Genomic DNA, 13,620 nt, shown 5'->3' with positions numbered 1-13,620 from the left:
AGAACCAACGGCTGAAGAACAGCGCTGTGGGGCAGGTTTCGATCTTGCGTCGCGTGCTTCTCGCGGGGGAGGCGACGCCATGAAGATGGCTCCGATTGCCGCGCTTTTCTTGCTCGCAGCCTTGACCGGCTGCGCCGGCGCTCAGTTCAGGCTGCCGGCCATCAGCGACGCCGACGTCAATCGGGCGAGCCTGGCGGTGGCCGGCGAGCCGTCGAATCTTCCCAAGCATTACCGGACTGCCGAGGAGAACCGCGACATGGTGAACCGGGTCGCGGGCCGGCTGGAAGCCGCGGCGCCCGGTCTGTGCACCTACGCGCATGCGCCGCATTGCACCTTCAACGTGGTCTATGTCGCCGACGATACCGTCAATGCCCAGACCGACGGCACCCGGATCGAGATCTATCGCGGCCTCATGGAATATCTCGATACGGAAGACGAGGTGGCTGCCGTCGTCGGCCATGAGATGGGTCACGAGATCGCGCAACATGTCGAGGAGAAGCGGCAGAATGCGACGATCGGTGCCGTCCTCGCGGGCATCCTCATGGGCGGCGCCATGGTGGCGACCGGTTATCGAGACCCGGACGCGCTGAACAACTCCGTGGGGCTGGGCGCATCGCTCGGTGCGCTCTCCTTTTCGAAGGAGGAGGAGCGCGAAGCGGATCTGCTGTCCTGCTATCTGCTGGCCCGCGCGAACTACGACCTGGAGAAAGCCGGCCGGGTCTGGGTGGTCCTGTCGAAGATGGACAGCGAAACCCACGCCTCCTGGTTCGACGACCATCCGGCGGGGCCGGAGCGTGTCGCCGCCTGGGACAAGGCCATCCTCGAGGTCGAGGCGAGCCCGAACAAGCTGCCTCAGGAGTAGAGCCCAGCTCGGGCGGGCCTTTTGAAATTGCCGCTCCGCCGGGTCTGCCCTAGGTTCGTCCCCGAACGGATGCAGAGCGGAGCGTATGCGATGGCGTCGATCGCCGGACGACAGGGCCCTGGAAGCCAAGAGGGGGCGGGACTGACCGGGCAGGGCGGTCGCGCGCGCTGAGCGGGCGGCGGGCATGACCGTCTCCGACATCCGGGCCGTTGACGGAGAAGCCGGTGCCGGCACGGCCACCGAGCTTGTCCTGGTCGCGATCACCACGCGCCAGCGCCCTCGCATGCTGGCTCATTGCCTTGGAGTCTGTCTCGCCGCCGAAAGGCCGCCGGCAAGCTCGGTGATGTTCCTGGTGGTCGACAACGATCCTGCCGAGAGCGCCCGGAGCGTCGTCGCCGCTGCCGCCGCCGCAAGCGGCACCCGCATCGATTATGTCATGGAGCCGCAGCCGGGGATTCCGGCCGTGAGAAATCGCGCCCTCGACGCCGCGGCCGCCTTGCGGGCGAGATGGCTGGCCTTCATCGACGATGATTCCTTTCCCGAGCCCGGATGGCTGGTGGCCCTGGTCGAGACCGCGCGTCGGGAAGGGGCGCAGCTGACGGGCGGGCCCATCCTGTTCGGCCCGCCGCAGGAGCCGATCGGCGCCTGGCGCGACTTCATCTGTCGCGGCCTCGTCGCCAGCTCGCACCGCCGTCAGCGATGGCGCGTTCGGCTGACCGCCGGCAAGGCCGGCAACAGCGTCATCACCACGGCCAACTGGTGTGCCGATCTTCCCTGGTTGATGTCCCAGGGTCTGCGCTTCGACAGCCGATTTGCCCGCTCCGGCGGCTCCGACACCGCCATGGACCGAGCGATCCGCAGCAAGGGAGCGAAGGTCGTCTATGAACCGGCGTCGGTGGTGACCGAGATCCTGCCGGCGGAACGCCTGACCCTGCGCTATCAGTTTCTGCGGCGCATGCATTCCGGCATGGTGCGCAGCTATCAGCGTCGGAGCGCAGGCCGCTTCGGTCAGGCCCTGATCAGGGCCGTCATCGGGGGCGCGGTCTCGGCGATGGGGGCGGTCGTCCTGTTCCCGGCGGGGATGCTCGTCGCCTTGGCGAACCGTACCGCCGGTGCCCAGCTCGTCATCGGTGCGACCCGCATGGCGGGACGCGGTGTCGGCTTCGTTCGCGGCGTGCTCGACGAGTTGCCGCAGCAATATCGGAAGGTCCAGGGTTACTGAGGGCTGGCGGGGGGGTCGGCCGGGCGTCCGATGGCCTGACCGACGCTTCCGCGCCCGAGCATCAACGCGAAGACCAGGACGAGCCCCTGCGTGATGATCTCCATCCGGTTCGCGCTCTCCGCGATGGCGACGACGGCGACATAGGTGAGGCTGCTCGCGAGCAGGGCTGCCAGCACGCTGCCCAGCTCGGGATCGAGCGGCGCGGCGGTTCGCCGCCGGCAGGCGAAGGCGACCGCCGCCAGATGACAGGCGATCAGGCCCGTGCCGACGATTCCCAGCCCAACCAGGGATTCGAGATAGGCGTCGTGAAACTGCGTCTTTCCCTGCAAGGGTTTGACGCCGACATGCGCCTTCACCAGGGGCCCGATATCGGGCCCCCATCCGAACAAAGGCTTCGCGGCGATCAACTCGCGGGCCGTGACGAAGAGATAGAGGCGGGGATCGTACGCCTCGAAGTCGATCGAGGATCGGTCGACCTTGCCGGTCACGATTCCGGCGAACAATTCGGCATTCGCGGTCACGCCGCCATTGTCCGAGAGGCGGGACGCGATCTGGCTCGAGAAGCCGGCGAGACCGGCAGCGGCGAGGACGACCACCGCCAGCGCGGCACTCCATAAAGCCGTCTGCCGCGTCCCGCCGCGGCGAAGCGACCCGATGAACAGCGTGAGCAGCCAGACCAGGCCGGCGATGGCCGCGGCGATCCAGTTCGTCCGGCTCTTCATCTCGACGAGTGCCAGGAAATCCAGCGCGCACACGGTGGCGAGAAGGCCGCCGCCGATGAGACGGAGCGACGGCCGCCAGCGCCGGGTCGCGACGGCCAGCACCAGCAGCGATCCGCCGGCCAGCAGCGCCAGCCCGGCCTCGATCGAGAGGTAGTTCCGATTGCTGCCGCCCGCACCCCACTCATACTCCCCGAACAGCAACAGGCCGGCCGCCCAATCGGCATTCCAGAACAGCCTTGCCGACGAGCCCGCGACGAAGAGGGCGGCCGTCAGCAGACAGAGCCGTTCGAAGCGCATGCGGAAGCGCAAGGCAATCGCCACATGAACCGCGACGAAGGGCGCAAAGGCGAAGAAGGCGAAATTGTCGATCGCCCGGAGATGCCGGCCCGGGACGCCCTGCAGGTCGGCCCGGATCGCCATCGCCAGCAGATAGAGGAGGAGGAGAAGGGAGAGAAGCAGGATCGGGCTGCGGCGCAGCTCCGGACGCAGGGCGACGATCGGCAAGGCCGAAATCGCCAGGATCCCCAGCAGCACATTTCCCGGGCTGTTCCCGATCGCGAGGCAGCCGGCATAGAGAAGGACGAGCGTGAGCGAGGTGGGCGCCAGGCGCTCCATGGCCTTCGCGTCGAATGCTGCCAGCGAGCGCAAAAAGCCGACAGGGCCAGGCTCTGCGGCCTTCATCGGCCGCCGCCTTGCCAGAGCGTCTCGTAGACCTTGGAGATTCCTTCCGCTTCGGTTTCCACCCCGAACATCGCGGTCGCTCTCTGCCGCCCGGCGACGCCCATGGCCTGCATGCGCTGCGGTTGCGACATCACCCTTTCCAACGATGCGACCAGCTCCTCGATATTCCCGGGCTTGGCCAGGAAACCGTTCTGGCCTTCCTCGATCATCGCCTCGTAATTGCCGGTACGCGTGGCCACCACCGCGGCACCCGATGCCATCGCTTCCAGGATCGTGACGCCGAAGGGCTCGTATCGTGCCGCGGCCACGACGATCGACAAGCGGCGATACCACGCCGCAACCTCGGCCCATTCGATCTCGCCGAGAAAACGAATGCGATCGGAAAGATTGGCCGCCGCGATGCGCTTGATGAGGGTGGCCTGAAAGGACCGGTTCCTGATCTTGCAAGGCCCGATGATGACGGCGGTGAAGTCCGGGTAGCGGGGGAGCAGCCGCAACAGGGCCTCGACGAAGAGGTCGGTCCCCTTCCCGCGGCGGACGCGTCCGAAGATGCCGATGCCATAGCGGCCGGGCAGCCGGGCCTGCGCCCATTCCTGCCCGCGATCCGCCGGCGGATGGAAATAACCGGTGTCGACGCCGTGGGGCACGATGCCGGCCACGTTGGGTCGCAGGCTCGCCGCACGCATCGAGGTGGCGATGACCGCATCCGCGCGCGCGATCAGGAAGCGCGGCCAGAAGGAGTGCGTATGGAGCGCGACCGAGGTGAAGACGATCCGGATCGGCAGACGGAGCAGGTCGCGCGCCAGCCAGGCGACCTGAAGCTCCACATTGCGTCGCACATGCCAGATGCGGAAAGGCCGCCCCGCCGGAGGACGGCGCGAGACGGCCAGGGCCGCGGCCAGGGAATGGGCTGATGGGCCGCCGGGCAGGGGACGTCCCATCAGCCACAGCCGATGACGCGCCGCCTGCAGCGGCAGCAGGGCGCCGATCGTGGTCGACACGCCGGTATAATTGCGGTGCAGATTGGCGACGATCAGCTCGGGGTCGGTCACCTCGGCCCAGGGGCGAGCGGAACCGGGATTCGCCGCTTCAGGTGACAAGGCCGCCCCCATCTGCCCAGCCACCCCTTCCGGACCGCTGCCGGCTTTAGTCTAGTATGTGGAGGCCCGGACCGGAATCGAACCGATGTACGAGGATTTGCAGTCCTCTGCATAGCCACTCTGCCACCGGGCCGGAGGGCGTCCGGAGGCGCCATCGAAGAGGGCGGCCACCGGCGGAGCGCGATGTATAAGCGGCGGCCCGGGACAGGGTCAAGGCGCGGGATCGGCCTTTGCGCTCAAGGGCTTTCCAGGCGGATTGTCTAAGGACCGGCCGTCATTGTATATCCGCTGGGCCTCGAGCCTGCGGGGGACCTGCCCGGAAAGGGTCCGCCGCGGCGCTGGGAAGGCCAGGAGAGGGATTTCATGGATTACTCGGCCCTGCGCCGGCGCATGGTGGAAAGCCAGCTGCGCACCAACAAGATCACCGACGATGCCGTGCTCGATGCCATGGGCGAGGTGCCGCGCGAGCTGTTCGTGCCGCGCGCGCTCAAGAGCATCGCCTATCTCGACGAAGACCTGCAGATCGCGCCGGGCCGCTATCTCATGGAGCCGATGGTGCTGGGCCGTCTGCTCCATCTCGCCGAGGTGAAGGCGAGCGATCAGGCGATGGTGATCGGCTGCGGCAATGGCTATTCGGCGGCCGTGCTGGCCCGTATCGCCAACAGCGTCGTGGCGGTCGAGAGCGATGCGGCGCTGGCGCAGAAGGCCCAGGAGCTTCTGGTCGATCTTGGCGCCAGCAATGTGAACCTGGCCCGGGCACCCCTGACGGCCGGGTACCCGGCGAAGGCGCCCTACGACGTCATCCTGTTCGACGGCGCCGTCCAGCAGATCCCCGACTCCATCGTCGGCCAGCTCGCTGTGGGCGGCCGCCTGGTGGCGGTCCTGCAGGCCGACGGTCCCGGCCGGGCCATTCTGGCGACGCGAACCGAGGCGGGGCTTTCGCAACGGGTGGTTTTCGACTGCTCCGTGCCGTCCTTGCCGGGTTTCGCCAAGGCCCCCAGCTTCGTGTTCTGACCGGTTTCGGACGTCTTGGACGACGGCGACTCGGGAGGCGCGTTCCGACTCGGTCAAAGGCCTGAAAGCGCTCCCATCTTCAGGGGAAGCGCCGATCCCGCTTTGCCTGAGCCCCGGCACGTTTTATGGTAAATTAACTGTTTACGGTTGAAGACTAGGTGATCCCGCGCAATCACGCGCGGTCAGGAGCAAAACCATGAGCCAGGCGCGCGGCGCGCAAGAACCGACGATGGAGGAGATCCTCTCCTCGATCCGCCGCATCATCTCGGAGGATGGTAAGCGCGCGCCGGACGGAACGCCCGAAACACTGGCGGCTCCGGCCCCGGCTGCCGAGGCGCCGCAAGTGCCACCGGTGACGCTGCGCGCGGTCCCGCCAGCCGCCGAGCCGGCCCCCGATCCTGATGATGTCCTGGAACTGACCGAGATCGCGTCCGAGGAGGCCGTCGAGCCCGAACCGCTGGAACTGGTGGAGGAGGTTGCCGCGCCGACCCTGCCCGAGCCCGAGCCCGATCCCGAGCCGATGCCCGCCGCGCCGCCTGCAGCCCTCGCACCCGTGCCCGAGCCGGCGCCGATCCCCGCGGCGGCGGTCCCGCCCGCCGCGCCCGTTCCCCCGCCTGTGCGGGCGGCCCTGGCGCCTGTCCCCGAACCGGAGCTCGAGCCCGAGCCCCTGCATGAACCAGAACCCGCGCCGGAGCCCGAATCCGAGGCCCAAATCGAGATCCAGGCCGAACCAGAACCGGAGCCTGAGCCCGACGTGCAAAACAACCTCGAGCCCCTCGAAATCTCCGTGGCGTCGCCGCCAGCGCCGCCACGGCCCCAGCCGTCGACGACAGGCAGCAGCCGCCTCATGTCCGAGGCCACCGAGATCGCCTCGTCGGCGGCTCTCTCGGTGCTGGCCCAGGTGGTCCAGCCCGGGCGCGGCTTCACCGAGGAAGGCCGCCGCATGGTCGATCAGATCATGCGCGAACGGCTTGAGGTCCATCTGCGCGAGTGGATGGATGCGAACCTGCCGGGCCTGGTCGAACGGATCGTCCGGGAAGAGATCGCAGGGCTGGTCGAGCGGTCTCTCGGCCGCCGCAGCTAGCACCGGCCCCGGCGGGCCTCAGGGCCCGTCCCGGACCCATCCCGTCAACCCCGCCGCCAGCTGGCGCGAACGCCCTGCGCGTCCCCGCGAGGGGTTGCGTCCGACCCCTTGCCAAGGCTAATCCCCTGCGTTCGTTCCCGAACCGCCAGCCCACGACCCGCAGACCCTTGAGAGCTTAGGAAAGCCCCCGACGATGCTCGAGAAGACCTTCAATCCCGCCGAGGTCGAGGCCAAGCATTACGCCCGTTGGGAAGCCGAGGGGGCCTTCGCCGCGGACACCAATTCGAACGCGAAGCCCTATACGATCATGATGCCGCCGCCGAACGTGACCGGCAGCCTGCATATGGGCCACGCGCTGACTTTCACCCTGCAGGACGTGCTGATCCGCTATGAGCGGATGCGCGGGCGCGATGCACTCTGGCAGCCGGGGACCGACCATGCCGGCATCGCGACCCAGATGGTGGTCGAGCGCCAGCTCGAGGCGCAAGGGCTCCACCGCAGCGATCTCGGCCGCGAGGAATTCATCAAGCGGGTCTGGGAGTGGAAGGCGGAATCCGGCGGCACCATCACCCGCCAACTGCGCCGGCTCGGCGCCTCGCCCGACTGGGCGAAGGAGCGCTTCACCATGGACGAGGGCCTCAACCGCGCGGTGCGGAAGGTGTTCGTCGAGCTCTATCGCCAGGGCCTGATGTACCGCGACAAGCGGCTGGTCAATTGGGACCCGAAGCTGCACACCGCGATCTCGGATCTCGAGGTCGAGCAGCGCGAGATCAAAGGCCATCTCTGGCATTTCAAATATCCGATCGAGGGCGAGGAGGGGCGCTTCATCGTGGTGGCGACCACGCGCCCCGAGACCATGCTGGGCGACAGCGGTGTCGCGGTGCATCCGGACGACCCGCGCTACCAGGATCTGATCGGCAAGCACGCGATCCTGCCCCTTGTCGGGCGCAAGCTCAGGATCGTCGCCGATCTCTATGCCGATCCCGAGACGGGCAGCGGTGCCGTCAAGATCACGCCGGCCCATGACTTCAACGATTTCGAGGTGGGACGGCGCCACGATCTCGAGCGCATCAACATCTTCGACGCCGATGCTCGTCTGAACGAGAGCGTCCCGGAAGCCTATCGCGGCCTCGATCGCTATGAGGCGCGCAAGAAAGTCGTCGCGGAGCTCGAGGCCATGGGGCTGCTCGAGAAGATCGAGGACCGGGTGATGACGATCCCCTATGGCGACCGCTCCGGCGTCGTCATCGAGCCCTGGCTGACCGACCAGTGGTATGTCGACGCGGCCACGCTCGCCAAGCCCGCGATCGAGGCGGTCGAGCAGGGCCGCACCAAATTCGTGCCCGAGCAATGGACCAAGACCTATTACGAATGGATGCGCAACATCCAGCCCTGGTGCGTCTCGCGCCAGATCTGGTGGGGCCATCAGATCCCGGCCTGGTATGGACCGGACGGCAAGGTGTTCGTCGCCGAGGACGAGGCGACCGCCATGGCCGAGGCCAAGGCGTTCTACGGCAAGGTCGTGCCGCTCAAGCGCGACGAGGATGTCCTCGACACCTGGTTCTCCTCGGGACTCTGGCCGTTCTCGACCCTCGGCTGGCCCGACCAGACGCCGGAGCTTAAGCGCTATTACCCTGGCGACGTGCTGGTGACCGGCTTCGACATCATCTTCTTCTGGGTTGCCAGGATGATGATGCTGGGTCTGCATTTCATGAAGGATGTGCCGTTCCGCACCGTCTACATCCATGCGCTGGTGCGCGATCAGCACGGGCAGAAGATGTCCAAGTCGAAGGGGAACATCATCGATCCCCTCGAGCTGATCGACAAATATGGCTGCGACGCGCTGCGCTTCACGCTGTCGGCGCTGGCAGCCCCGGGCCGCGACGTCAAGCTCGCGGAATCGCGCGTCGAGGGCTATCGCAATTTCGCGACCAAGCTCTGGAACGCCACGCGCTTCTGCCAGATGAACGGCGCCCAGCTCGATCTCTCCTTCCGGCCGGTTGCCGCAAAGCAGAAGGTCAATCGCTGGATCCTCGGCCGGCTGGCCCTGGCGAAGCAGGAGTTCGAGACGGCGATCGCGGGCTATCGCTTCAACGATGCTGCCAGCAGCCTCTATCAATTCACCTGGGGCCAGTTCTGCGACTGGTATCTCGAATTCGCCAAGCCGATCTTCGGCGGCGGCGACGAGGCGGCGACGGCCGAGACGCGGGCGACCGCCGCCTGGGTGCTGGGGCAAATCTGCCATCTGCTGCATCCGCTGATGCCGTTCATCACCGAGGAAATCTGGGGGCAGCTCGGCGGCAATGGCGAGCTGATCCGCGCCAACTGGCCGGACTATCCCGCCGGCATGGGCGATCCCGAGGCGATGGCCGAGCTCGATTGGGTGGTCCGCCTGATCTCGGAGATCCGCACGGTGCGCGCCGAGATGAATCTGGCACCGTCGGGCCAGCCACCGATGCTGGTGCAGGGGGCGGGCGAAGCGACGCAGAAGCGCCTCGCCACCTATGGCGACCTGATCCGGCGACTCGCGCGCCTGAGCCAGATCGATTCCCTTGCCGGAGCCCCGCCCGAGGGCGCCGTTCAGATCCCGCTCGAGGAAGCAGTCTTCATCCTGCCGGTGGCCGACCTGATCGACGTCGCCAAGGAGAAGGCGCGCCTGACCAAGGAGCTCGGCAAGGTCGAAGGCGAGATCGTCAAGATCGAGAAGAAACTCGGCAACGCCGACTTCGTTGCCAAGGCCCCACCCGAGGTCATCGACCAGCAGCATGAGCGCCTGGCGGACGGGAAACAGTCGCAGCGCCAGCTCAAGAGCGCGCTGGAGCGGCTGGCGGGGCTTTGATCTAATCCTTCCTCTCCGCCCGCGTAGCGGGGGGAGAGGGATGCGAAGGGTTGGCGCAAGCGCAGCTTGCGCTTACCCGAAGCTGGGAGAGGTGGGCCCCTCTTGCGCACACACCCTCTCCCAGCTCCGGCTAAGTCTCCGCTGCGCTCCGACTAAGCCTGCGTAACCCTCCCCCTCACTGCGTGAAGGGGAGGAAAGAAAATCCATCACCCCTTCGCGATAACCTGATCCAGCGCCGTGAGTGCGCGGTCGAGTTCCTCCGCCCCATTGTAGTGGGCGAGGCCGATGCGCACGACGCCGTCCTGGGGTGCGGTGCCGAGCGCATCGATGCAGCGCTTGGCGTAGAAATCGCCATAGCCGATGGCGATCTTCTGGGCGTTGAGCGCCTCGGCGATCTTGCGGGAGCTCATCCCCTGGACGGTGAACGACACCGTCGGCGCGCGTCGGCCGGCGGCCCGCGTCTGGCCGATGATCCGCACCTTCTTTCGCGCGCGCAGGAAATCGAGTGCCTGGTTGGCCAGCGCTTCCTCATGCGCGCCGATCAGCTCGAACACGCGCTTCGTGCGGCTGAGAAAGCTGTTCTCCGGCGCCTTGAAGTGATGCGAATAGAGTCCGTCGATATAGTCGGCGATGCCCGTCAGGCCGGCGGTGAATTCGTGGTTCACGCCGCCCGGCAGCAGCTTCAGCGGGATGTCGTTTTCCTCGATGAAGAAGTGATTCTGCCCACGCGCCTTCAGCAGATGCTCGCGCTTGCCGTAGAGCAGCCCTTGATGCGGTCCGAACACCTTGTAGAGGCTGAAGGCGTAGAAATCGACATCGAGCGCCTTGACGTCGATATGGCGGTGCGGCGCGCAGGCGACGCCGTCGACCATCACCAGCGCGCCGGCTTGGTGGATGCGCCTGGCGAGGTGCTGTACATCGTGGATCGTGGCGACGATGTTGGAGCAATGGGTGAAGCAGACGAGGCGCGTGCGCGGATTCAGCAGCCGCTCCAGCGCCGCCTCCTCGAGCTCGCCGGTGACCGGATCGATCTGCCACTCGCGGATCACGACGCCGTCCTCGGCGAGGCGGCGCCAGGCGCCGATATTGGCCTCGTGGTCCTGGTTGGTGACGACGACCTCGTCGCCCGGCTTGAACCAGCTCCGGATCGACTGCATCAGCAAATAGACATTGAGCGAGGTCGAGGGACCGATGGAGACTTCCTCCGGCTCGGCATTGATCATCTCGGCCATCAGCCGCCGCCCGGTGGCGATGCGCGCGGCCGCGTCCGCCGAGGGGCCGAAATCCCAGCTCGGCTGGATCTGGACCTCGCTCATATAGCTGGTGACGCGATCGATCACGCTCTGCGGCACGTAGGAGCCGCCCGCGTTCTCCAGCATGATCCAGCCATTGGCGAGCGGCGGAAACTGGCGCCGCACGAAATCCAGGTCGAGGGAAGGCGGGTTCATGAAGAGAAGCTCATGGAACGAGGGAAGGGCGGGGGAGGCTAACGGTCCGGTTCGGGCAGGGTCAAGGGCAGGAGACCCACTCTTTCGGTGGAGCTTTACGTGACGAAAGGGCGGCCCGATGATGGCGCCATGCGGGGGCTGATCGGACTTTCGCTGGTCTTCCTGATCCTGGCGCCCATTCTGCCGGCCGGGGCGGCCTCCTTTACCGTCGAGGGTTTGACCTTCAGCGACGAGCTGGGCGGATTCCGGCTCATCGCCGTCACCGGCACCGGGCGTCTCGAGGATCCCTTCGTCGTGGTGGAGGAGATCGGCAGCCAGGGCCCGGCGATCCTGCAGATCACCGGCCTGCGGTCGACCTTCGGCAATCGCTGCGCAACCCAGCATCTGACCGGCTTCGCCATGACCAAGATCGTCCGAAACCTGAGCAACCAAGCCTGGCATGATTTCCGGATGGAGCTGCGCGAGACCGAGGAGCGCTCGAGCCCTTATGGCGACGGGCTGTCCTTCGGTCAGGGGGCGGCGGGCCGAACGGTGACATCCAGCAACTTCGGCCAGATCCGTGCGATCGACGAACCCTATGACGGCCTCACCTTCGAAGACGGATTCGTGCCGCCCGGCGCCTCGGCCGATTTCCATTTCCTGATCACCGACGAGACGCCGTCCATGCGCATCCTGCTGGTCCAGGACCTGTCGCCGCCCTCGGCCTCCCTGCAGCCTCCGCGTCCGACGCCCTGGCCCCACCCTATGCTGGCACAGCGGCCCGCACCCGTCCCCTGACCCGTTCCGGACGCAGGGCAGGCTTGCGGGCTTTAGGGGCTGGCGAGCCCCCGGGGGCGCCGGTAAGGTGACGCTCGCAAGTCCTTGAGAGAGCAAGGTTCACCAGAGCGAAGGCCTGCCATGACCGCGACATTCGATAAGAGCAAGCTGCCCAGCCGTTACGTCTCCGTCGGCCCCCAGAGCGCCCCCCACCGTTCCTATTACTACGCGATGGGCATGACCGAGGCCGAGATCGCCCAGCCCTTCGTCGGCGTGGCGACCACCTGGAACGAGGCGGCGCCCTGCAACATTTCGCTGATGCGCCAGGCGCAGGCGGTGAAGAAGGGCGTGAAGGCCGCCGGCGGCACGCCGCGCGAATTCACCACCATCACGGTCACCGACGGCATCGCCATGGGCCATGCCGGCATGAAGTCGTCGCTGGTGAGCCGCGAGGTGATCGCGGATTCGGTGGAGCTCACCATGCGCGGCCATTGCTACGACGCGCTGGTCGGCCTGGCGGGCTGCGACAAGTCGCTGCCCGGCCTGATGATGGCGATGGTCCGCCTCAACGTCCCCTCGGTCTTCATGTATGGCGGCTCGATCCTGCCCGGCCGCTTCCGCGGCAAGGATGTGACGGTGCAGGACGTGTTCGAGGCGGTGGGCGCCCATGCCGCGCACAAGATCGACGACGCCGAGCTGCATGAGCTCGAATGCGTCGCCTGTCCCTCGGCCGGCTCCTGCGGCGGCCAGTTCACCGCCAACACCATGGCCTGCGTGTCCGAAGCGATCGGCCTCGCCATTCCGGGTTCGGCCGGCGCGCCGGCACCCTATGACTCCCGCGACGCCTATGCCGAGGCGTCCGGCCAGGAAGTCATGAAGCTGATCAAGAGCCAGCTCCGTCCGCGCGACATCGTCACGCGCGAAGCGCTCGAGAATGCGGCGATGGTGGTGGCGGCCTCGGGCGGCTCGACCAATGCCGGCCTGCATCTGCCGGCGATCGCGCATGAGGCGGGGATCGAGTTCGATCTCCACGATGTCTGCGCGATCTTCCGCAAGACGCCCTATATCGCCGACCTGAAGCCGGGCGGACGTTATGTCGCCAAGGACATGTTCGAGGTCGGCGGCGTGCCGGTGCTGATGAAGGCGCTGCTCGAAGGCGGCTTCCTCCATGGCGATTGCATCACCGTCACCGGCAAGACCGTCGCGGAGAACCTGGCCTCGGTCGAGTTCCCCGAGAACCAGGACGTGATCCTGCGGACCTCGAAGCCGCTCTCCCCGACCGGCGGCGTGGTGGGATTGCGGGGCAATCTGGCGCCGCAGGGTGCCATCGTGAAGGTCGCCGGCATGAAGAAGCAGCAGTTCTCAGGGCCAGCCCACTGCTTCGATTGCGAGGAGGATTGCTTCAAGGCGGTGCAGGAGCGCCGCTACAAGGAAGGCGAGGTGCTGGTCATCCGCTATGAGGGGCCGCGCGGCGGCCCCGGCATGCGCGAGATGCTGGCGACCACGGCGGCACTCTATGGCCAGGGCATGGGCGACAAGCTGGCACTCATCACCGACGGCCGCTTCTCCGGCGCCACGCGCGGCTTCTGCATCGGGCATGTCGGCCCCGAGGCCGCGGTCGGTGGGCCGATCGGCCTGATCAAGGACGGCGACATCATCACCATCGATGCCGCGGCCGGCACCCTCAGCGTCAACCTCAGCGACGCCGAGCTGGCGGAGCGCAGGAAAAGCTGGAAGCCGCGCCGCCACGACTATCAGTCGGGCGCCATCTGGCGTTACGCCCAGACCGTGGGCGACGCTGAGAAGGGCGCCGTCTGTCATCCCGGCGGCAAGGCCGAAACCCACAGCTTCGCCGATATCTGACCGGTTCGGCTCCGGATCGGAGCCGTTGG

General features: G+C 67.1%; 10 protein-coding genes and 1 tRNA gene. 7 read left to right on the top strand and 4 right to left on the bottom strand.

Annotation, left to right across the window (positions count from 1 at the left end; all coding sequences use genetic code 11):
• Positions 1-79 precede the first annotated feature (79 nt).
• Together FRZ44_RS13495 and FRZ44_RS13490 are read left to right on the top strand one after the other, a co-directional pair.
• Entirely contained in the window at positions 80-862 is a 783-nt protein-coding gene (locus tag FRZ44_RS13495) for a M48 family metalloprotease (RefSeq protein WP_151177688.1), read from the top strand.
• A gap of 184 nt (positions 863-1,046) precedes the next feature.
• A complete protein-coding gene (locus FRZ44_RS13490) occupies positions 1,047-2,084 on the top strand; it encodes a glycosyltransferase (protein WP_151177687.1) in 1,038 nt (345 codons plus the stop codon).
• Here FRZ44_RS13490 and FRZ44_RS13485 read toward each other — a convergent pair.
• From FRZ44_RS13485 to FRZ44_RS13475, 3 genes are all read right to left on the bottom strand, one after another.
• Positions 2,078-3,487, bottom strand: a complete 1,410-nt coding sequence (locus FRZ44_RS13485; RefSeq protein WP_151177686.1) for an O-antigen ligase family protein — start codon at positions 3,485-3,487, stop codon at positions 2,078-2,080. The genes FRZ44_RS13490 and FRZ44_RS13485 overlap by 7 nt on opposite strands.
• On the bottom strand, positions 3,484-4,587 hold the full coding sequence (locus FRZ44_RS13480) for a glycosyltransferase family 4 protein (protein WP_191908077.1): 1,104 nt from the start codon (positions 4,585-4,587) through the stop codon (positions 3,484-3,486). The genes FRZ44_RS13485 and FRZ44_RS13480 overlap by 4 nt, the downstream gene beginning before the upstream one ends.
• A gap of 59 nt (positions 4,588-4,646) precedes the next feature.
• A tRNA-Cys gene (locus FRZ44_RS13475) sits at positions 4,647-4,720 on the bottom strand.
• Positions 4,721-4,950: 230 nt separating this feature from the next.
• On the opposite strand from FRZ44_RS13475, the gene FRZ44_RS13470 reads away from it, so the two are divergent.
• From FRZ44_RS13470 to FRZ44_RS13460, 3 genes are all read left to right on the top strand, one after another.
• A complete protein-coding gene (locus tag FRZ44_RS13470) occupies positions 4,951-5,601 on the top strand; it encodes a protein-L-isoaspartate O-methyltransferase family protein (protein ID WP_151177684.1) in 651 nt (216 codons plus the stop codon).
• Positions 5,602-5,797: 196 nt separating this feature from the next.
• Entirely contained in the window at positions 5,798-6,685 is an 888-nt protein-coding gene (locus tag FRZ44_RS27575) for a DUF2497 domain-containing protein (protein WP_151177683.1), read from the top strand.
• A gap of 193 nt (positions 6,686-6,878) precedes the next feature.
• Positions 6,879-9,524 carry a valine--tRNA ligase gene (locus tag FRZ44_RS13460; protein WP_151177682.1) on the top strand — a complete coding sequence of 882 codons (2,646 nt, stop codon included), beginning with the start codon at positions 6,879-6,881 and terminating at the stop codon, positions 9,522-9,524.
• A gap of 206 nt (positions 9,525-9,730) precedes the next feature.
• Here the strand turns inward: FRZ44_RS13460 and FRZ44_RS13455 are convergent, their stop codons facing one another.
• Positions 9,731-10,972 carry an aminotransferase class V-fold PLP-dependent enzyme gene (locus FRZ44_RS13455; protein WP_151177681.1) on the bottom strand — a complete coding sequence of 414 codons (1,242 nt, stop codon included), beginning with the start codon at positions 10,970-10,972 and terminating at the stop codon, positions 9,731-9,733.
• Positions 10,973-11,071: 99 nt separating this feature from the next.
• Between FRZ44_RS13455 and FRZ44_RS13450 the strand changes: the two genes are divergently transcribed.
• Together FRZ44_RS13450 and ilvD are read left to right on the top strand one after the other, a co-directional pair.
• Positions 11,072-11,749 carry a hypothetical protein gene (locus FRZ44_RS13450; protein WP_151177680.1) on the top strand — a complete coding sequence of 226 codons (678 nt, stop codon included), beginning with the start codon at positions 11,072-11,074 and terminating at the stop codon, positions 11,747-11,749.
• 120 nt (positions 11,750-11,869) lie between these two features.
• The gene (ilvD, locus tag FRZ44_RS13445; protein WP_151177679.1) at positions 11,870-13,591 is read left to right on the top strand and encodes a dihydroxy-acid dehydratase; all 1,722 of its coding nucleotides are present in this window, start codon (positions 11,870-11,872) and stop codon (positions 13,589-13,591) included.
• Positions 13,592-13,620 lie beyond the last annotated feature (29 nt).

The organism is Hypericibacter terrae (assembly GCF_008728855.1).
Classification (GTDB): Bacteria; Pseudomonadota; Alphaproteobacteria; order Dongiales; family Dongiaceae; genus Hypericibacter; species Hypericibacter terrae.
The sequence above is the reverse complement of the archived record's forward strand: the minus strand, read 5'-3'. Positions and strand labels throughout refer to the sequence as shown.